The sequence below is a fragment of the Arthrobacter sp. P1_B3 genome, assembly GCF_056406615.1.
This window is the reverse complement of the sequence record NZ_JBFTZV010000004.1, coordinates 29796-48669: the sequence shown is the minus strand read 5'-3', so window position 1 is coordinate 48669 and position 18874 is coordinate 29796. Positions and strand designations below refer to the sequence as shown.

The 18874-nt window shown below is 67.2% G+C and carries 18 protein-coding genes and 1 riboswitch; of the genes, 2 read left to right on the top strand and 16 right to left on the bottom strand.

Annotated elements, in window-relative coordinates; all coding sequences use genetic code 11:
• Positions 1-33: 33 nt before the first annotated feature.
• The 11 genes from crcB to AC1D2F_RS05810 all read right to left on the bottom strand — a co-directional run bounded on the left by crcB (position 34) and on the right by AC1D2F_RS05810 (position 11022).
• The gene (gene crcB / locus AC1D2F_RS05860; RefSeq protein WP_229995354.1) at positions 34-402 is read right to left on the bottom strand and encodes a fluoride efflux transporter CrcB; all 369 of its coding nucleotides are present in this window, start codon (positions 400-402) and stop codon (positions 34-36) included.
• A complete protein-coding gene (locus AC1D2F_RS05855; RefSeq protein WP_476966386.1) occupies positions 402-851 on the bottom strand; it encodes a fluoride efflux transporter FluC in 450 nt (149 codons plus the stop codon). Before AC1D2F_RS05855 ends, crcB begins: the two co-directional genes overlap by 1 nt.
• A gap of 16 nt (positions 852-867) precedes the next feature.
• Positions 868-1581 carry a metal-dependent transcriptional regulator gene (locus tag AC1D2F_RS05850; protein WP_229995342.1) on the bottom strand — a complete coding sequence of 238 codons (714 nt, stop codon included), beginning with the start codon at positions 1579-1581 and terminating at the stop codon, positions 868-870.
• Between the two features lie 16 nt (positions 1582-1597).
• Positions 1598-2884 (bottom strand): Nramp family divalent metal transporter, encoded by a 1287-nt coding sequence (locus tag AC1D2F_RS05845; RefSeq protein ID WP_414645494.1) that lies wholly within the window; start codon positions 2882-2884, stop codon positions 1598-1600.
• Between the two features lie 132 nt (positions 2885-3016).
• On the bottom strand, positions 3017-3793 hold the full coding sequence (locus tag AC1D2F_RS05840) for a class I SAM-dependent methyltransferase (protein WP_476966437.1): 777 nt from the start codon (positions 3791-3793) through the stop codon (positions 3017-3019).
• A gap of 153 nt (positions 3794-3946) precedes the next feature.
• Complete coding sequence (locus AC1D2F_RS05835) at positions 3947-5365, bottom strand: aminotransferase class V-fold PLP-dependent enzyme (RefSeq protein WP_229995343.1); 1419 nt, start codon at positions 5363-5365, stop codon at positions 3947-3949.
• Between the two features lie 34 nt (positions 5366-5399).
• A riboswitch (SAM riboswitch) is annotated at positions 5400-5513 on the bottom strand.
• Between the two features lie 76 nt (positions 5514-5589).
• Positions 5590-6969, bottom strand: a complete 1380-nt coding sequence (locus AC1D2F_RS05830; protein ID WP_476966385.1) for a glutamyl-tRNA reductase — start codon at positions 6967-6969, stop codon at positions 5590-5592.
• A gap of 103 nt (positions 6970-7072) precedes the next feature.
• Positions 7073-7885: a histidinol-phosphatase gene (gene hisN / locus AC1D2F_RS05825; RefSeq protein ID WP_229995344.1), complete on the bottom strand. Its 813-nt coding sequence runs from the start codon at positions 7883-7885 to the stop codon at positions 7073-7075.
• 78 nt (positions 7886-7963) lie between these two features.
• Positions 7964-9079, bottom strand: a complete 1116-nt coding sequence (rsgA, locus tag AC1D2F_RS05820) for a ribosome small subunit-dependent GTPase A (RefSeq protein ID WP_229995345.1) — start codon at positions 9077-9079, stop codon at positions 7964-7966.
• Complete coding sequence (aroA, locus tag AC1D2F_RS05815) at positions 9063-10466, bottom strand: 3-phosphoshikimate 1-carboxyvinyltransferase (protein WP_476966384.1); 1404 nt, start codon at positions 10464-10466, stop codon at positions 9063-9065. Before aroA ends, rsgA begins: the two co-directional genes overlap by 17 nt.
• Positions 10467-10473: 7 nt before the next feature.
• Positions 10474-11022, bottom strand: a complete 549-nt coding sequence (locus AC1D2F_RS05810; protein WP_229995347.1) for a DoxX family protein — start codon at positions 11020-11022, stop codon at positions 10474-10476.
• Positions 11023-11270: 248 nt separating this feature from the next.
• On the opposite strand from AC1D2F_RS05810, the gene AC1D2F_RS05805 reads away from it, so the two are divergent.
• A complete protein-coding gene (locus AC1D2F_RS05805; protein ID WP_229995348.1) occupies positions 11271-12023 on the top strand; it encodes a sigma-70 family RNA polymerase sigma factor in 753 nt (250 codons plus the stop codon).
• Entirely contained in the window at positions 12020-12280 is a 261-nt protein-coding gene (rsrA, locus tag AC1D2F_RS05800) for a mycothiol system anti-sigma-R factor (protein ID WP_229995349.1), read from the top strand. The genes AC1D2F_RS05805 and rsrA overlap by 4 nt, the downstream gene beginning before the upstream one ends.
• Positions 12281-12368: 88 nt before the next feature.
• On the opposite strand, the gene AC1D2F_RS05795 is transcribed toward rsrA, so the two are convergent.
• The 5 genes from AC1D2F_RS05795 to AC1D2F_RS05775 all read right to left on the bottom strand — a co-directional run bounded on the left by AC1D2F_RS05795 (position 12369) and on the right by AC1D2F_RS05775 (position 18672).
• On the bottom strand, positions 12369-12443 hold the full coding sequence (locus AC1D2F_RS05795; protein WP_104061284.1) for a 50S ribosomal protein bL37: 75 nt from the start codon (positions 12441-12443) through the stop codon (positions 12369-12371).
• 119 nt (positions 12444-12562) lie between these two features.
• Positions 12563-13183, bottom strand: a complete 621-nt coding sequence (locus AC1D2F_RS05790; protein ID WP_229995350.1) for a PadR family transcriptional regulator — start codon at positions 13181-13183, stop codon at positions 12563-12565.
• Complete coding sequence (locus AC1D2F_RS05785) at positions 13183-14010, bottom strand: DUF4097 family beta strand repeat-containing protein (RefSeq protein WP_364745932.1); 828 nt, start codon at positions 14008-14010, stop codon at positions 13183-13185. The genes AC1D2F_RS05790 and AC1D2F_RS05785 overlap by 1 nt, the downstream gene beginning before the upstream one ends.
• Positions 14011-14160: 150 nt before the next feature.
• A complete protein-coding gene (locus tag AC1D2F_RS05780; protein WP_026538458.1) occupies positions 14161-14760 on the bottom strand; it encodes a GDSL-type esterase/lipase family protein in 600 nt (199 codons plus the stop codon).
• 111 nt (positions 14761-14871) lie between these two features.
• Positions 14872-18672, bottom strand: coding sequence for a multifunctional oxoglutarate decarboxylase/oxoglutarate dehydrogenase thiamine pyrophosphate-binding subunit/dihydrolipoyllysine-residue succinyltransferase subunit (locus AC1D2F_RS05775; RefSeq protein ID WP_229995352.1), 3801 nt, complete (start codon positions 18670-18672; stop codon positions 14872-14874).
• Positions 18673-18874 lie beyond the last annotated feature (202 nt).

The window sequence follows — 18874 nt, the reverse complement described above, 5'->3', positions numbered from 1 at the left end:
GCTGAGGCAGGCCATCAGCGGGCTGGGGGAGTCTTAGCCGGCGAGGAAGAGTCCGAGGGCCGCGGCCGCGAGGCCCGCGATGAGATTCGAGCCTATGTTGAGCGCCGCCGCCCGGTAACGGGTTTCGCTGACCAGACGGACCGTTGCTGTGGTCCATGAGCTGAAGGTTGTCAGGCCGCCGGCCAGCCCGGTCGCGATGGCGGCGTGCCAGTCGGCTCCCAACTCCAGGTGGCCGGTCAGGCCCACGGACAAACCGATGATGAACGATCCGGCGACGTTGACCGCAAACGTTGCCCACGGCCAGTGCGGACGGGAACCTTGATGGTGCGCAAACCAGGAGTCGACGGCGAACCGCAGCAGTGCTCCCGCCACCCCGCATAACCCCACCACGAGCGCGGTCATCATCGGGCACCCCCGCCGAGGTCGGCAATCGCTTTGCCGGTTTTCCAGCCGGCGGCCGCGGCCCCGAGACCGAGGACGAGCGAGAGCCCGAGGTAGGCCAGCCATGTGGCGTGGAACCCGGCGCGGATCTGCTGGTCAAGGACTATCACGAGCGCTGAAAAGGTGGTGAAGGACCCCAGGAGGCCAGGACCGATACCGGCACGCAGCCAGAAGGCCGTCTGTGGCCGCGCGATCCAGATGGTGGTCAGGGTGGCCAGGATGAAACTCCCGGCCACGTTGATCGCCAGCGTGGTCCATGGCACCGCGCCGGCGCTTTCGGGAAAAATCAGGCCGGCGCCGAACCGCAGCTCAGTTCCGATCAGCCCGCCGACGGCGACGGCGGACCAGGCTTTCCAGCCCGGCACGCCGGGGCGCGGCGCGGCCCGGCGCTCGTCCAGCACGCTCTTCACTCAGCTCACTTTTCACTCATGGGCCGGTAACGCTGCAGCCTGCGTGCGCGGCGTCGCTGTGGACCCAGAGGGCCGAAGCGACTTCCTCGGCAAAATCGAATTCCCGCGGCTCCGCGGCGGAACCGATCCGCACCACGATCGGGCCGCCGAACGGCCTCCGGCCCACCACCTCCACTTCGGCGTCGAGATCGATGTCCTCGGCGGCGAGGTAGCGCAGGAGCTCCGGGTTCTCGTCGCTGATCCGCGTGATCCGGCCGGTATGGCCGTCGTCGAGTTCGCTCAGCCGGTGGGCGGCGGGCACCAGCACGGAGCCGTCCGCGGCGGGGATGGGATCGCCGTGCGGGTCCCGTGTCGGGTTTCCCAGCTTGGCGGCCATCCGTTCAATGAAGGTGTCGGAGACGGCGTGCTCAAGGAGCTCTGCTTCGTCGTGGACCTCGTCCCAGCGGTACCCGAGCTCCCGGACGAGGAAAGTCTCGATCAGCCGGTGCCGCCGGACCATGGACAGGGCGAGCCGGACGCCGTCGCTGGTCAGCGTGACGGCGCTGTAGGGCTTGTGGTCTACGAGGCCCTGGTCCTTGAGCTTGCGGACCATTTCCGAAACCGAGGAGTTGGCGACGCCAAGGCGTTGCGCCAGCTGCGTGGAGGTGATCGGCTTCCGCTGCCACTCGGTGAACGAATAGATGACCTTGACGTAGTCCTCGATCGAGGAGGAGGGCGTACTGGTCTTCACAGACCTAAGCCTACCTTCAGCTGCCTCCGGAGAAAGTGAGCCACAGCAGGACCAGGTTAAGTGCCACGACGAGCACCACGCTGATGATGGCGGCGACTCGGAGGGCCGGGCCGTCGGCAAACCGGCCCATCAGGGTCTTATTGCTGGTCAGCACCACCAGCGGGACCAGGACAAAGGGAATCCCGAAGCTGAGGACCACCTGGCTCAACACGAGTGCCCAGGTGGGGTCGAAGCCGACTGCCAGCAGCACAACGGCCGGAATCAGGGTCACCACGCGGCGGGCCATGACAGGGATCCGGATCTTGAGCAGACCCTGCATGATGGTTCCGCCGGCATAGCAGCCCACCGACGTCGATGCCAGGCCGGACGCGAGCAGCCCGACTGCGAAGATCACGCCGACGATGGGCCCGAGGTTGGCGGTGATGGCGGCGTGCGCGCCCTCGATTGTGTCCGTGCCCTCTTCGCCGCCGAGGGTGGAGGCGGCAAGGAGCAGCATGCCGATGTTGACCAGGCCGGCGATGGCCAGCGCGGCCACGACGTCGAACCGGGTAGCCCGGACCAGGCGCGCGACGGCCGCCGGGGGAACATGCTGGTGTTCGTCTGGCCGGTGCCGGTCCCGGGACAGGGCCGAGTGGACGTAGATGGCGTGCGGCATGACGGTGGCGCCTAGCATGCTGGCGGCCAGCAGCACCGTGTCCGGGCCCTGGAAGCCGGGCACGAGCCCGGCCAGGGCCGCCCCCGGATCCGGCGGGCTGATGAACAGCCCGGCGAGGAAGCCGATGGTGATGATGCCGAGCAGGAACATGATGATGAATTCGAAGGGCCGCTGTTTCTGCCGGGCCTGCACCGCGAGCAGGAGCATCGACACCGCGCCGACAATCACGGCGCCGAGGGGGAGTGGGAGTCCGAAAAGCAAGTACAGGGCGATTGCCCCGCCCACTACCTCTGCGAGGTCGGTGGCGGCGGCCACGACTTCGGCCTGCAGCCAGAAGGCGCGCCGCCAGAAGGGCTTGAGCCGCTCGCCGAGAATCTCCGGGAGGCTCTTGCCCGTGACGATCCCGAGCTTGGCGGACTGGTACTGGACCAGGACTGCCATGATGTTGGCGGCCACGAGGACCCACACAAGCAGGTAGCCGTATTGGGCGCCGGCGGTCAGGTTGGCGGCCACGTTTCCGGGGTCCACGTACGCGATTGACGCCACGAACGCTGGCCCCAACAGGCCGATCAGCGCCCTGCGGGCACCCGGATGCTTGTAGGTCTGTGCGCCCTGGGGCGGTTGCTCGTGGCCCTTTACATCCAGCACTGCCGCTCCTGTGATTTGGCGCGTCCACGTTGACGCGATGATTGGCTGGCCGGAATAGCAGCCAGTGTCAAAGTTTTGTGCGACTACAAGTAATTATTAGGTATACCGAAACGATAAGCCCCGGCGATGGCCTCACGCAATCCGGAAGGCCCGCCACGTCTGGGTCAGGTAAGGCAACCGGAGCACGTCGCCGGGGGCGTGGCCCAGGTGCTCGTGCAGGTACCAGTCGAGGTTGGCCATGACTTTGGCCCGGGTGGACTCCGATGCCGCGAGGTAGTAGCTGCGGGACTTGGTCAGCTCCTGGATGTCCTCCGTGGTGACGGAATCCTCCCACCGGGTCAGGTGGCTCTCCACTCCGGTGAACTCGGGGCCCACCGGCGGGCGGAAGTGTGGCTTGAGGACGTCCCCGGCGTGCATGATGCGTGAGAGCCGGTGCACCCAGGGCACAGCGGTGTCCAGTTGGTTCCAGATCAGGCCCAGCACGCCGTGCGGCCGCAGGATCCGGGCAATCTCGGCGCTGGCCAGGCGAGGGTCGCACCAGTGCCATGCCTGGGCGACCGTGACGAGATCGAACGTCTCTGGCTCCAGGCCCGTCTTCTCGGCACTGCTCTCGATGGCGGTGACACCGGGCAGGGTCCGGCGCAACTGCTCGAGCATGTCCGCTGAGGGGTCAACAGCCACCGTGCGCAGTCCACGTTCTGCCAGAAGCGCCGTGAACTTTCCGGTGCCGGCGCCAATGTCCGCGGCGTCCTTGGCCCCCGCCGGAATCAGCCAGTCGGCCGACTCCTGCGGATAGCTAGGGCGGACGCGTTCATAGTGCTCCCCGCCGTCCTGGAAGCTTTGTCCGAGTTCCTGGCGACGTTCACTGTGCAGTTTGGGGCCACTGTGCAGTTTGGAACCACTGTGCAGTTTGGAGCTACTGTGCAGTTGGGGTCCGCCGCTTGCCACGTGCGATCTCCTTCGGGAAGGTCCTGCTGGTTTCAGATACCTTTCGAATTTACCGCACCGGCGCTGGGGTCCTGATCCTGCCTCGGGTTAGTACGCCTGCTTAGTCCGCCGTGCCTAGTCCTCCGTGCACGGCGCGGCACCAGCGGTGCCCGGGGTGTTCGGCGCCCAGTGAGGGTAGCTGCGGGTATCGTTGGCCGGCACCCAGCGGCCGGCGTCCACCACGTAGTCCCAGCCGAGTCCCGTTTGCCGCAGCTGCTGCAGGCCGGCCAACAGGCGCTCGGCGTCCTCCAGCCGTGAGCCGAGGCCGAAGCTGGCGCGCAGGGAGCCTGCAGGCAGGCCGAGCCGCTTGAGCAGCGGGTGGGCGCAGAAGCGGCCGTCGCGCAGGCCAATGCCGTGTTCGGCCGACAGGTAGGCGGCCACCAGCCCGGCGTCGTAGCCTTCCACCGAAAAGTTCACGACGCCGATGGTGCCGGTGCCCGGCAGATCGACTCCGGGGGAAGAAGCGGGAGTCGAATCGGCAAAGATCCGGTGAACGGTCACGCCGTCAATGCCGTGCAGACCCTCGACGAGGAAGGACCGGATGGCGTCCTCGTGGGCCTGCCACTGCTCCGGGTCCAGGGCCGCGATCACTTGGGTGGCGCGGGCCAGGGCGGCCGCGCCGAGGACGTTCGGCGAGCCGCCCTCGTGCCGGGCGGGTCCGGTGGTCCAGCTGACGGAGTCGAGCCGGGCGTCCCGGACCGCGCCGCCGCCGGCCAGGTGCGGGGTGCCGGCGTCGAGCCAGTCCGTCCGCCCCACCAGCACGCCGGCGCCGAACGGGGCATAAAGCTTGTGCCCCGAGAAGGCGAGGTAGTCGACGTCGTCCGCGGCGATGTCGATCCGCCGGTGCGGGGCCAGCTGCGCGGCGTCGACGACGATCCTGGCGCCGTACTCGTGCGCCAGTGTGGCAAGAGTCCGGATCGGCAGGATCTCCCCGGTGACATTGGAAGCGCCGGTGACGGCGAGCAGACTCACGCCGCCGCGGGCGAGCTCGTCCCGCAGGCGGTCCACAGTGGCCGCGAGGGTGGGGGCGGCCACGACGCTGCGGTGCGGGACGTTCTGCCAGGGCAGGAGGTTGGCGTGGTGCTCGATGTCGAGGTAGAGGACCTCGCCCACCGGCCGTCCGTCGCGGAGCGGCAGGCAGCCGGCCAGCAGGTTCAGGGAATCGGTGGTGTTGCGGGTGAAGATTACCGAATCGTCCGGCCGGCCGCCCACGAAGTCCCGCACGATGTCCCGGGCGTTCTCGTAGACGGACGTGCTGATCTGCGAAGCGTAGCCGGCGCCGCGGTGCACGCTCGCGTAGTACGGCAGGATTTCGTTCAGGTAGGCCGAGACGACGGACAGTGCCGGGGCGGAGGCGCCGTAGTCGAGGTTGGCGTAGCGGGCGTGGCCGCCGGTGATCAGCGGGGCCTGGATTTCGGCGCCGGTGACGGCGGCCAGCGGGCGGGCCGCAGCGGCGTGGAATTCGGGGGCTGCGGGAAAAATGGCAGTTGTCATGGGACCTCACTCGACCAGGACCCCACATCATGGGAATCCGCGCTTGCCGGGTCCGTTCCGGACCGGCCAGGTCGTCACCCGGGGCACCCCACCGCGTCTGGAGGGTTGCCGGCCAGCAAACCGGGGTTTAGCGCTGGCACTCGTGACCTGCATCGAGCGTAGGACATCCGCGCAGCCGGGGAAAAGACGGCCAGCGATTGTGAAGCGGATTATTACGGACACGGCTACGAAGCCGCCGGCGCGGCCGGGACACCTTCCAAGGCAAGATTGTATGCCCCGGGGTTCCGGGCGCCGGTGAGCTGAATGCTGAGGCCGAACAGGGCTTCCAGCGCGGCAGCGTACTCATACTGGCGGCCGTCCGAGGCCAATTCCCGGGCGCGGACCGTTGGGATGTGAAGCAGTCGGCGGACAATTCGACGCATCGCGAGGTTCACATCCTCAGCCTGGGCGCCGCACCCGTATTCCTTCATGACGCGCGCCATTTCAGCCTCGAGGACCTGGTGGACGTGGCCGCGCAGGGCCACAATGGCGGCGTCGACTACGCGCAGTCCTTCTTGTTTTTCGAAGCGAAGCGCCGCTTGCCGGACCAGGACGCCGGCGAGGCGGAGCGCCTCGGCGTCCGCCGGGGGAGCCGCGAAACGCACTGAATCCAGGGTGATCAGTTCAACGCCCGGCAGATCCGCCACCCGGGGGTCGAAGTCATGGCTGGGTGCGAGATCGATGACAATGAGGGCACGGCCTGTGTCATCCCTCCAACCGGCCAGTTGGGCGGCACCTATGCGGGTCTCCGTGCCGCTGCAGCCAATGATGATGTCTGCCCGGGCAACAGCGGCAGGCAGCTCCCGTGCCGTCAGCGCCGTACCGCCCCTGCTCGCCACAAACGCCTCCGCGCGGCCGGATTGGGAGAAGACGGAAATGGTGGGGCATCGACTGTTCCTGAGGATTTCCGCGACGCAAACGGCATAGGAACCGGTGCCGAAGAGGACGACGGACGCATCAGCCAGGGATGGGTGCGCTGCTCCGGCGGCCGCCAGTTCAAGGGCCACATAGGCTATGGACCTGCTGGCGCTGCTGAGCGCGGTCCGCGCCCCCACCTCCTTGCCCGTGCGGGACGCCTCCTGAAACAGCCGGACTAAAAGCCCGCTCGCGGTGCCTGCTGCCTGTGCCGCAGCGAGCGCGCGGCGGACCTGGCCGGCGACTTGACGCTCACCGACCACGACGGAGTCCAGGCCGGCCGCAACGCCGAAGAGATGCTCCGCGGCCGACGCTCCAGAGGAGTGCTCGAACAGGGACGCGAGCTGGGCCACAGGGAGGCGCGTGCAGAGGCGGACAGAGCCCAGGGCCTCGGAGCAGACGGCATCTATATGCTCCCTGGACGCCACCTCGCCGTAGATTTCCAAGCGGCTGCATGTGGACACGACCACGGACCCGGACACGGCGGAACTGCAGGCGAGCAGATTCTGGCCCAGCTCCGAGGAAACGGCCTGGAGCCGGGTGGCCGACTCAATGTCCAGGTCCCGGTACTTCGCCACGAGAACCAGCAGAACCGGTCCGACGTCGGGGTCGAAGGTTTCGGGATCCGCGGCGTGAACCGATCCAGACATGGCCGCCCTCCTGCCACTCGATGCCCACTCCACGCCGTGACCGGCAGCGAAGGTTGGGGACAGCGTCGTACAGGGGCCCTTGGGAATCCTTGAGGGGTGGGGCCTAGAGGAGGTCGTCGAGTCCGGGGTTGAGCCGCTTGAGGACTTCCGAGTGGAGGATCGAATTGGTGGCGAGGGCGTTGCCGCCGAAGGGGCCGTCCTCGCCCTCGAGCGAGGTGAAGCGGCCGCCGGCCTCGGTCACGATCGGCACCAGCGCGGCCATGTCGTAGAGGTTCAGCTCGGGTTCGCAGGCGATGTCCACAGCCCCCTCGGCCACGAGGCAGTACGACCAGAAGTCACCGTAGGCGCGGGTACGCCACACTTCCTCGGTGAGGCCCAGGAACTCGTCCAGGTTCCCGCGTTCCTTCCAGCCGCCAAGGCTGGAGTAGGACAGCGAGGCGTCCTCGAGCTTGGAGACGTTGGATACTTTCAGCCGTGTGGCGGCGGCGAGCGAGCGGCCCGTGTAGGCGCCCGCACCCTTGGCGGCCCACCAGCGCTTGCCCAGTGCCGGTGCGCTGACGACGCCGACCACCGGCTCGCCCTCATCGACGAGGGCGATCAGGGTGGCCCAGACCGGGACGCCGCGGACAAAGTTCTTGGTGCCATCGATCGGGTCAATGATCCAGCGGCGGGAGCCGTGGCCCGAGCTGCCGAATTCTTCGCCCAGGACCGCGTCGCGCGGACGGGACCGGGAGAGCTGGCCGCGGATGGCCTCTTCGGCGGACTTGTCGGCATCGGTCACGGGCGTGAGGTCCGGCTTCGTCTCGATCCGAAGGTCGAGCGCCTTAAAGCGGCTCATGGTCTGGGAATCGACCGAATCTGCCAGTACATGGGCAAGGCGCAGGTCATCGTTGTAGCTCGAAGCGGGTTGGCTCATGGTTCCAAACTACCGTCAAACCGGGCCGCCGGGCGGGAGGCCGCGGCACGGCGCCGCAGGCCCTGTTGCCGGGCGGGCTTAGGAAACGGTGCCCAGTTCCTTGGTTTCCTGCGCTTCCAGCCGCGGATCCGTGCCCAGCAGCCGGCGCAGGGACGCGAGCCTGGCGGGTCCGGAGGGCCCCGCGTGCCCGGCCGCAACCCACTTGTCGACGCCGCAATTGACGGCGGTGGAGTCGTGTTTGCAGCCGCGTTCGCAGTCGTCGGTGCCCGGTTCCAGGTCCGGGAAGGAGCGGAGGATCCGGTCCGGATCCACATGGGCCAGCCCGAAGGACCGGATGCCTGGGGTGTCGATGATCCAGCTGCCGGCCGGCGCATCGTTGACTTTGAGCGCCAGGGCGGAGGAGGACGTGTGGCGGCCGCGGCCGGTGACCGCGTTGACGCCTCCCGTGGCCCGCTCGGCCCCGGTCAGGGCGTTGACCATGGTGGACTTGCCGACGCCGGAATGGCCCAGCATCACGGTGACCTTGCCGTCGAGGTAGTCGCGCAGCTGGGACACCGCGTCCTTGTCGAGCCGGGCGGAAAGCCCGTCGTCGGAACGGGCGTCGATGCCGGATGCGGCGGAGTCCGCGGTCTTGGAGATGATGACGGGGAAATCGAGGTGCTGGTAATTGGAGAGCAGCTCGGCGGGATCCTTGACGTCGGCCTTGGTGACGAGCAGCAGCGGCTCGATGCCGGCGTCGTACGCGGCCACCAGTGCACGGTCAATGAACCCGGTCCGCGGCTCGGGATTGGCGGCGGCGACCACCACAACCAGCTGGTCGGCGTTGGCCACGACGGCGCGTTCGATCGGGTCCGTGTCATCGGCGCTGCGGCGCAGGAGCGTCTTGCGGTCCTGGATCTTGACCAGCCGCGCGAGGGTGTCGGGCTCGCCGGTGACGTCCCCGACGAGGGAGACGAAGTCGCCGGCGACCACGGGGTTGCGGCGCAGCTCCCGGGCCCGTGCCGCGATGATCTTGCGTTCGTCGGGAGTTCCTTCGCCGACGACGGCGGTGTAGCGGCCGCGGTCAACGGTGATGATGCGTCCGGTGACGGCGTCGTCGTAACTGGGCCGGTCCTTGGTGCGGGGCCGGGTGCCCTTCTTGTTCGGTCGGATCCGGACGTCGGACTCGTCCCAGGAATCAGTGCTGCGTGCCACCGGCGGTGTCCTCATCTGCGGCGGGTCCCTGTGCCAGCATCGCTTCCCAGAGTTGCGGGAAATCGGGCATGGTCTTGGCCGTGGTCGCGATGTCCTGGACCTCTACGCCGGGCACGGCAAGGCCAAGGATGGCGCCGGCCGTGGCCATGCGGTGGTCCGCGTAGCTGTGCACCACACCGCCGTGCAGCGTGGCCGGGCGGATGATAAGACCGTCGGCGGTCTCTTCTGCGTCGCCGCCGAGGCGGTTGATTTCGGTGACGAGGGCAGCGAGCCGGTCCGTTTCGTGGCCCCGGAGGTGGGCGATGCCGCTCAACCGTGAGGGGCCGGCGGCGAGCGCGCAAAGCGCCGCCACGGTGGGGGCGAGCTCGCTGGTCTCGTCGAAGTCGCCGCCCTTGATCTCCGGGCCGCCGCTGACGGTCAAAGTGCCGCCGTCCACTGTCACGGTTGCGCCCATGGCGGTCAGGATGCCGCGCCAGAGGTCACCGACCTGCGTGGTCTTCGCGGGCCAGTTCGGGATCCGCACGGTGCCGCGGGTGGCCAGGGCCGCCGCGAGGAACGGCCCGGCGTTCGAGAGGTCCTGCTCGATCCGCTGGTCGAAGGCACGGATCGGGCCGGGGGAGACGATCCAGTGGTTCGGCACCGAGTCATCGACCGCCACGCCCACCCCGCGCAGCACGGCCACGGTCATGTTGATGTGGTCCAGGCTCGGCACGGGCTTTCCGACGTGTTCGAGATGGAGTCCCTCGGTGAAGCGGGCCCCCGCCAGCAGCAGGGCGGAGACGAACTGGGACGACGCGCTGGCGTCGATGATGAGGTGGCCGCCGCGTACTTCGCCAGTGCCGTGGACGGTGAAGGGCAACGACGACGCCGGACCGCCGTCGGGTGCCGTCACTGCCGCTCCCAAACCGGCCAGGGCCTCGATGATGGTGCCCATCGGGCGATTGCGGGCGTGCGGGTCGCCGTCGAAGCGGGACTCACCGCGGCGCAGCGCCGCCACCGGAGGCACAAAGCGCATGACCGTGCCGGCCAGGCCGCAGTCGATCGCGGTGTCCGCCGCGCCGGCGTCCATGGTGATCGGGATGATTTCCAGGTCGGGGCCGAAGGCGCCGTCGCCGGGAACCTCCGTGACGGTTGCCCCCAGCTGCCGCAGGGCCTCAATCATCAGTGCCGAGTCCCGGGAGTGCAGGGGGGCCCGCAGACGGGACGGTCCGTCCGCGAGGGCGGCGAGCACGAGGTACCGGTTGGTCAAGGACTTGGAGCCTGGAACCGTGACAGTGGCATCGACCGGCCGTGCGGCAAAGGGTGCGGGCCAGTGCGGACCGACGTCGGCAGAATAGGGGCCGGCAGGGTGGGAAAGGGCAGCTGCAGAGGGGGTGGTGCCAGTCATTACCGTCTTAAGCTCCGGCTGAGTGGTCTACGGCTTTGCGGACGACTTTGTCGGCCTTTTTCAGCTGCTTGTTGGTGTTCTTCCGGGCATCGGCGGCGAGGTGTCCGGCGCTCTTCTTGGCATCCGCGGCCAGGTGGCCGGCGCGCCAGGCCAGGCTGGGCTTGCCGGCGGTATCGACGGCGGCGAGGAGCACACCGCCGGTGAGGGTGACGTTTTTCAGGAGCTGTTTGCGGCGGGCGTCGCGGGCTTCCTTTGAGGAGATGTCCGCGCTGCGCCATTCAACGTAGCTGTTCAGGACCGAAATGACGGCGAGCAGGGTGGCTGCCAGCCGGGCGGACTTGCCGAGGGCGAAGCAGACGCCTGCACCGATCTGGGTGCCGCCGATCACCCGGGCCAGGACTTTTTCGTTGGGCTGGAACGGCAGTGCGTCGGCCGTGCGGCGCAGCAACGGGGACAGCTGTGCCGCAGTGTCATCCGCGTTCTTGAGCTTGTCCATGCCGGCGAGGACGAAACTGGAGGCGAGCATGGGCCGGGCGAGAAAGCGGACAAACGACATGAATTTCCTCCTGGATGGACGAACCGCGGCTTCACTGCGGGGGAACCGGTTCTAGTCTTGCACTTTTGCGGAATATTTGCCCGCCGGACGTGGTTGTGAAAGGCAGATCCCAGCAGGCTACGGAAGGCAGAGATTTGACGAGGGTGTTGGACAGGACGGAACCGGAAGCCCGTTCCGGGCAAACATGGACCCTCGCGCCTCCGGCTGTTCCGGGTGCCCGGTGGAAGGTGACAGTAGACTTGAACGCAATGAGCACCATGGACCCGGCCGTTGCGGCCATGCACGAGGTTGCCGGAAACGACGCCACGCCCACCAAGACACCGGACGCCGGCGCGGCCGCCGCCTTGGAAACCGAGGTGGACGGAAAGCCCCTGGACCTCTCCACCGAGTCGGCGGAAGAGCGCCGCGTGCGCTTTGAACGCGACGCCATGCAGTACGTGGACCAGTTGTATTCGGCGGCCATGAGGATGGCCCGGAATCCCTCCGACGCCGAGGACCTGGTCCAGGAGGCGTACACAAAGGCGTTTTCCGCGTTCCACCAGTACAAGCCCGGAACCAATCTGAAGGCCTGGCTGTACCGCATCCTCACCAACACCTACATCAACCTGTACCGGAAACGTCAGCGTGAGCCGCTGCAGTCGAATTCGGACACCATCGAGGACTGGCAGCTCGCCCGCGCCGAGTCGCACACGTCGTCGGGACTGCGTTCGGCCGAGGCCGAGGCCCTTGACCACCTGCCCGATTCCGATGTAAAGCGCGCACTCCAGTCGATTCCGGAGGAGTTCCGGCTGGCCGTGTACTTCGCCGATGTCGAGGGCTTCGCGTACAAGGAAATTTCAGACATCATGAACACCCCCATCGGGACCGTCATGTCCCGGCTGCACCGCGGCCGGAAGATGCTGCGGGACATGCTTGCGGACTATGCCGCCGAACTGGGATTCAGGGCCGCAACCGAGTCAGGCGCCGCGGCCGACAGCAACAAACAGGAGAACAGGAAATGAGCGACTGCCAGGGACTGGGCGACTGCGACGACGCCCGGATGCAACGTATCTATGAATATCTGGATGGTGCGCTCACGCGTGACGACATCGCAGAGATCAAGGACCACCTGGACAGCTGCCCGGAGTGCCTGGAGCAGTACGACCTCGAATGTGTCATCCGCGTGATGGTCAAGCGTTCGTGCACCGAAGCAGCTCCGGAAAACCTCAAAAACTCCATCCTGGACCGGATTCACTCGATCCGGACTGTGGAAGCCTGAGCCCGGCTCCATACCTGGAAAACAAATGACCCCGGAAGCCGTAAGGACTCCGGGGTCATTCGTCTAAAGCTGTCATTCCAAGCTTTGCTTAGGCGTTGGGGCGCTTACCGTGGTTCGCGCCGCCACGCTTACGGTCACGACGTTTACGTGCACGTTTGCTCATAGCTGGCCTCCTTAATCTTGGTACTCAAAAGAGCTGCCCTCAAGTCTCCCACATCGCGGCACCCGCCGCGAACCGGGGGCCCGCCCGCCGCTGCAGGCACGGCCAGGTTGCGCGCGGGGTCAGTCCTCCAGCGAATTGCGGATCGAGATCCGGGCCTGGTCCAGCACGGTCTTGACCGTTTCGAGCGTGACGGCCGTGACGGGATGGCTCCCGGCGTGGCGCCGCAGTTCCACCCGCATGTCGTCGCGGAAGGCCTGCACCAGCATTTCCGCCTCCTTCAGCCGCCGTTCGCCCTCCGGGGAGTACCACGGGCTCCCCGCGCTGCCGGCAGAGCCCGCGGCGCGGGCCGAGGTCCGCGCCGCCTCCGCCGTTGCCGCGAGATCGGCCCGGAGGCCGCGCATGTTGACGCGGATGTCCTGGCGCAGGTTGTCTGCCAGCCGCCGAACCGAGGCCGAAATGTCGTTTTCGACGCCGGCGAGTTCGTCCCGCCGGCTGTTCAGCTCTGTGAGTCCCGCCGGGGTGATGCTGTAGTTGGTGCGGCGGCCCTCCGTGTGGGTGGCCACGAGCCCTTCTTCTTCGAGCTTGCCCAGGCGCGGGTAGATGGTTCCGGCGCTGGGGGAGTAGGTGCCGCCGAAACGCTCGCTGAGCGCCTTGATGAGTTCATAGCCGTGCTTGGGGCCTGATTCGAGCAGGGCGAGCAGGTACAGCCGCAGCGCGCCGTGGGCGAAGACGGGAGGCATCAGAGGGCCGTTTCGGTATCCGCGGTGGGCTGGCCGTGGAAGATTGACGTTTTTCCCGAGACCGAGTTGGTCCGGACCAGCATCAGCTTGGCGTCCGGTCCCGCGATGGTCTGCACCGTGCCGCTGGACTGGGCGTACCTCAGGTCATCGATGACCACCGCCCCGCTGGCGGATTTAGCGACGATGTCCACGCCGATGTCGTGCGGAAGCCGGATGGTGACGTCGCCGGAGACTGAATTGGCGCCAAAATCTTGAGTGAAGCCGTGCAGGTCGAAGTTCAGGTCCCCGCTGACGGTGTTCGCGCGGATGTGGCTGAATTCCCCCGAGGCCGTCACTTCGCCGGAGACGCTCTTGGCGGTCAGGACGCCGCGGTGGTTGCGGGCAATCACCTCGCCGCTGACTGTGTTGACGGACAGGTCCCCGGCGGTGCCGTCGGCCAGCACGGAACCCGAGACGGTGTTGAGCCGGGCGTGGCCGCTGATCCCGGAGACCATGCCGTCGCCGCTCACCGTCCCGGCTTCGACCTCGACGCCGGCGGGCAGGGCAATGCTGATGACCACGGAGTTGCTGCTGCCGTTGTTGACGGTGCCCATCAGGTTCTTGAACCAGCCCTGCGGCCCGTGCAGCTGGTGGCGGACTTCCAGGCGGCCGTTGACCACGGAAACCGACAGCGGATCGCCGACAATTTCGGAGACTTCGATCCTGGCCACGTCCTCGTCATGGGTGACGATATCGAAGCGGCCGCGGACGATGCCGAGCTTGAGGGAGCGGACGCCGTCGACGTCGATGGTCTGCGGGCCGGTCACGGTCCACGTGTTCTCTGACATGGTTCCTCCGGAAAGGCGAAAGGGGCTGTACAACTGACGATATATCGCGACTATGAAGTCACGATATATCGCACCCCCTGCCAGGTCAAGATATATCGCGAAATTCCGGGACGGGTGCGGCCCGGTACGGCCCTGTGCCGGGTGGCCGGCCTATTCCGGTGCGTCCAGGCCCAGCCACTGGAACCAGCCGCGGTGCAGCACGAGCCACGCCATGAGGCCATACCCGGCCTGGCCGGGCGTGCCGCCGTTGGCCGCGAGGTCCTGGCGCCATTGCTCGTGGTTCAGCAGCGGCGAGAAAGTGTCGACGTAGAGGTGCTTCCGGCGCGTCGTGACGTCGGCGAAGGCGGTGTTCAGTTCGCCGAGCCTGCGGTTCTGGGCGGGGTCCAGCGTGGGCGGCGGGCCCACGACGAAGACCTCGATCTTGTTCTGCGAGGCGGAGTCCAGGATGTTGGCCAGGTTCAGGCGGCTGCGCGCCGTGGACAGGCCGAACTCAATGTCGCGTCCGGACAGGCCGATCACCAGGCGGTTTTCGTGGTGGTTGCCGAAGCGGCGGCCTGCCTCTTCGAGCCAGCGCGCGGCAATTCCCTCCGTGCCCTCCTCCGGGCATGGCAGGGAGTAGCACTCCAGTGCGACGCTGTCCTGCGGCGTGCGGGCCAGGACCCGCCCCAACCAGCCCAAGGCGCGCGGATCACCGAGCCCGGCCAACAGCTCGTCCCCAACGGCCGCGATCCGCAGCTTCCGATCTTCCACGACTACCTCTTCACTTCAACGCTGTCCATCAAGCTGACCACTAATAGTCCATTAAACAGAACTGCCCGGCCGGAAGGTTGTGTTTCAGTCTCCGGCCGGGCAGCAATGACGCTATTTACGTGCAAATGCCTGCTTGAGCAAGCTGTCCTGCTCTGCCGAGTGGCGCTTCATCGACCCTGCCGCGGTGGAGGCCGAGGCGGGGCGGGAGATGAGGCGGACCCGGCGGTCCAGGGCATCGGGCAGGTTCAGGCCGATGAACGGCCACGGACCCTGGTTGGCCGGTTCGTCCTGCGCCCAGACGACTTCGGCGTTCGGGTACTTGGCCAGCTCCGCGGCGATTTCGGCGGCCGGCAGCGGGTAGAGCTGCTCGACGCGCACGATCGCCGTGGTCTTGTTCTCGGTCTTCTGCCGGGTGGACAGCAGATCGTAGTACAGGCGTCCGGAAACCAGCAGCACGCGTTCGACGGCGTCGGCCTGCAGCTCGGCGTGCTCCGGAATGACCGGGCGGAACGAGCCGGTGGTGAAGTCCTCCACGGAGGACGCCGCGGCCTTCAGGCGGAGCAGCTGCTTCGGCGTGAAGATGATGAGCGGCTTGCGCGGCCTGCTGTAGGCCTGGCGGCGCAGCAGGTGGAAGTGCGAGGCCGACGTCGTGGGGTTGGCCACGATCATGTTCTCTTCAGCGCACATCTGCAGGAACCGCTCGATGCGGGCGGAGGAGTGGTCCGGTCCCTGGCCCTCGTAGCCGTGCGGCAGCATAAGAACCAGCGAGGACCGCTGGCCCCATTTCTGCTCGGCGGAGGAGATGAACTCATCGATGATGGTCTGCGCGCCGTTGACGAAGTCACCGAACTGCGCCTCCCAGAGCACCAGGGCGTCCGGGCGCTCCACGGAGTACCCGTATTCGAAGCCCATGGCGGCGTATTCGGAGAGCAGGGAGTCGTAGATCCACAGCTTCGCCTGGTCATCCGACAGGTGGGACAGGGGCAGCCATTCGTCGCCGTTGGCACGGTCGTGGAAGACGGCGTGCCGCTGCACGAACGTGCCGCGGCGTGAGTCCTGGCCGGCGAGCCGGACGGGAACGCCCTCCATGATGAGCGAGCCGAACGCGGCAAGCTCACCGAAGCCCCAGTCGATGCCGCCTTCACGGGACATCGCTTCACGCTTCTCCAGCAGCTGCTTGAGCTTGGCGTGGACGGTGAAGCCCTCGGGGATGTCGGTGTGGGCCTTGCCGATGCGGGCCAGGGTCTCCGCAGAGATCGCGGTGGAGACCGGGGCGCTGACACCGGAATCGGACTGCTGGGCCATGGGGCGTTCGAGATCGGACACCGCGGCGGAATCGGCCGTGATGATCGGGATCGGGGACGTCTGGGCCGCGTGGGTTTCGGCGAAGACGCGCTCCAGGCGTTCCTGGTAGTCGCGCAGCAGCTGCTCGGCTTCTTCCTCGGTGATGTCACCGCGGCCGATCAGTGATTCGGTGTACAGCTTGCGGACCGAGCGCTTGGCTTCGATCAGGTTGTACATCAGCGGCTGGGTCATCGAGGGGTCGTCGCCCTCATTGTGGCCGCGGCGCCGGTAGCACACCATGTCGATGACAACGTCCTTGTGGAAACGCTGACGGAACTCGTAGGCAAGYTGCCCGATGCGGACCACGGCCTCCGGGTCGTCGCCGTTCACGTGGAACACCGGCGCCTGGATCATCTTGGCGACGTCCGTGGAGTAGGTGGAGGAACGCGAGGAGGACGGCGCGGTGGTGAAGCCGACCTGGTTGTTGACCACGATGTGGATGGTGCCGCCGGTGCGGTAGCCGCGCAGCTGGGAGAGGTTGAGCGTTTCCGCGACAACACCCTGACCGGCGAAGGCGGCGTCGCCGTGCACCATGATCGGCAGGACGGGGAACGCCTCGCCCTGGTCGAGGCGGTCCTGCTTGGCGCGGACGATGCCTTCGAGGACGGAGTCCACGGCCTCGAGGTGGGACGGGTTCGCGGCGAGGTAGACCTTGGTCTCCTTGCCGTTGTCCGAGGTGAAGGTGCCCTCGGTGCCGAGGTGGTACTTGACGTCGCCGGAGCCCTGCACGGAGCGCGGGTCCTGGGTGCCTTCGAATTCGCGGAAGACCTGGGCGTAGGTCTTGCCCGCGATGTTGGTCAGCACGTTGAGCCGGCCGCGGTGGGCCATGCCGATCGCCACTTCGTCGAGTTCGTCGTCGGCGGCGTCGGAGATGATCGCGTCCAGCAGCGGAATCAGGGACTCGCCGCCTTCGAGCGAGAAGCGCTTCTGGCCGACGAACTTCGTCTGCAGGAAGGTCTCAAAGGCCTCGGCGGCGTTGAGCTTGGAGACGATGCGCAGCTGCTCGTCGCGGCTCGGCTTCGAGTAGGCGTGCTCCAGCTGGTCCTGGAACCACTTGCGCTCGGCGGGGTCCTGGATGTGCATGTATTCGATGCCGGCGGTGCGGCAGTAGGCGTCGCGGAGGACGCCGAGGATGTCGCGGAACTTGAGCATCGGCTTGCCGCCGAAGCCGCCCGTGGGCCACTCGCGGTCCAGGTCCCACAGGGTCAGGCCGTAGGTCAGGACGTCGAGGTCCGGGTGCTTGCGCTGGACGTACTCGAGCGGATCGGTGTCCGCCATGAGGTGGCCGCGCACGCGGTAGGCGTGGATCAGCTGCTGGATCCGGGCGACCTTGTTGATCTCGTCGGCCGGGTCCACCTGCAGGTCCGGGCTCCAGCGCACGGGCTCGTAGGGGATGCGCAGGGACTCGAAGATCTCGTCGTAGAAATTCTGCGCACCGAGCAGGAGCTGGTGCACGAGCTTGAGGAACTCGCCGCTGCCGGCACCCTGGATGACGCGGTGGTCATAGGTGGAGGTCAGCGTGAGGACCTTGCTGATCGCGTTGTGCGCGATGATCTTCTCGCTGGCACCCTGGAACTCGGCCGGGTAGTCCAGTGCGCCGACGCCGATGATGGCGGCCTGGCCCTTGGACAGGCGGGGTACCGAGTGGACGGTGCCGATGCCGCCGGGGTTGGTCAGGGACACGGTGGTGCCGGAGTGGTCGTCCGCGGTCAGCTTGCCGTTGCGGGCGCGCTTGATCAGGTCCTCGTAGGTGTGCCAGAACTCGGAGAAGTTGAGGGTCTCCGCCTTCTTGATGTTCGGGACCATGAGCAGGCGGGTGCCGTCCGGCTTGGGCATGTCGATCGCGATGCCGAAGTTTACGTGCGCCGGCTGGACAGCCACGGGCTTGCCGTCGACCTCGTCGTAGTAGACGTTCATCGACGGGAACTGGGACAGGGCCCGGATGACGGCGTAGCCGATCAGGTGCGTGAAGGAGACCTTGCCGCCGCGGGCGCGCGCCAGGTTGGAGTTGATGACCACTCGGTTGTCGATCAGCAGCTTCGCCGGGATGGCGCGGACGCTCGTGGCCGTCGGAACTTCCAGGCTGGTGACCATGTTCGACGCGATGGCCTTGGCCGGGCCGCGCAGGACCGAGACGACGTCCTCTTCGGGCGCCGTCGGGGCCCTGAGGTTCTTGGGCAGCTGCGCCGGGATCGGCGCGGTGCCGGCGCCGGCGTCGGAAGTCCTGGCGCCGTCCCGGGCGACGGTGGCCGGGGCTTTCTTGGCAGCCGGTGCGGGCGCAGCCGCGGCGGGAGCTGCGGGGGCAGCGGGCGCGGCCGGCGCAGGTGCTGCCGGAGCGGCAGCAGGCGCTACGACGGGAAGTTCACGGGTGGCAGGATGCACAGCTGTCGCGGTGCCGGACGTTCCGTTGGCGGAAGAGGCGTCACTAGCTTCGAAGGATTCGAACAGGGGCCACCACTTGGAGTCGACCGTGTTCTTGTCCTGCTGGTAACGCTCGTACAGTTCGTCAACGAGCCACTCGTTTCCGCCAAATTCCTCTGGTAGACGGTGGCTAGGCTGCTCTGGCACTTGAAATACGCCTCTTCCATGAGTTTGATTCCCTCTGGCTTCCACGGTGCATCGGCACAACGATTGAGCCAGTCTCTGCGTCCAGTGAACCCAGACCCATGCCAGTCTAGTGAGGATTCTTGCCAAACCGCCAATAAGCGTGACTCAAATCATGATCCGCCCCCGCAGCCACAGAATTGGAGTGAAGAAGCGGTGCAGAATC

Bases quoted from the DNA above. Each gene is read 5' to 3' on its own strand.
- aroA (WP_476966384.1), bottom strand. From the start codon at position 10,466: ATGACTGGCACCACCCCCTCTGCAGCTGCCCTTTCCCACCCTGCCGGC.
- AC1D2F_RS05790 (WP_229995350.1), bottom strand. From the start codon at position 13,183: ATGCCTCCCGTCTTCGCCCACGGCGCGCTGCGGCTGTACCTGCTCGCC.
- AC1D2F_RS05830 (WP_476966385.1), bottom strand. From the start codon at position 6,969: ATGTCTGGATCGGTTCACGCCGCGGATCCCGAAACCTTCGACCCCGAC.
- hisN (WP_229995344.1), bottom strand. From the start codon at position 7,885: ATGAGCCAACCCGCTTCGAGCTACAACGATGACCTGCGCCTTGCCCAT.
- crcB (WP_229995354.1), bottom strand. From the start codon at position 402: ATGACCGCGCTCGTGGTGGGGTTATGCGGGGTGGCGGGAGCACTGCTG.
- AC1D2F_RS05785 (WP_364745932.1), bottom strand. From the start codon at position 14,010: ATGTCAGAGAACACGTGGACCGTGACCGGCCCGCAGACCATCGACGTC.
- AC1D2F_RS05810 (WP_229995347.1), bottom strand. From the start codon at position 11,022: ATGTCGTTTGTCCGCTTTCTCGCCCGGCCCATGCTCGCCTCCAGTTTC.
- AC1D2F_RS05805 (WP_229995348.1), top strand. From the start codon at position 11,271: ATGAGCACCATGGACCCGGCCGTTGCGGCCATGCACGAGGTTGCCGGA.
- AC1D2F_RS05835 (WP_229995343.1), bottom strand. From the start codon at position 5,365: ATGACAACTGCCATTTTTCCCGCAGCCCCCGAATTCCACGCCGCTGCG.
- rsrA (WP_229995349.1), top strand. From the start codon at position 12,020: ATGAGCGACTGCCAGGGACTGGGCGACTGCGACGACGCCCGGATGCAA.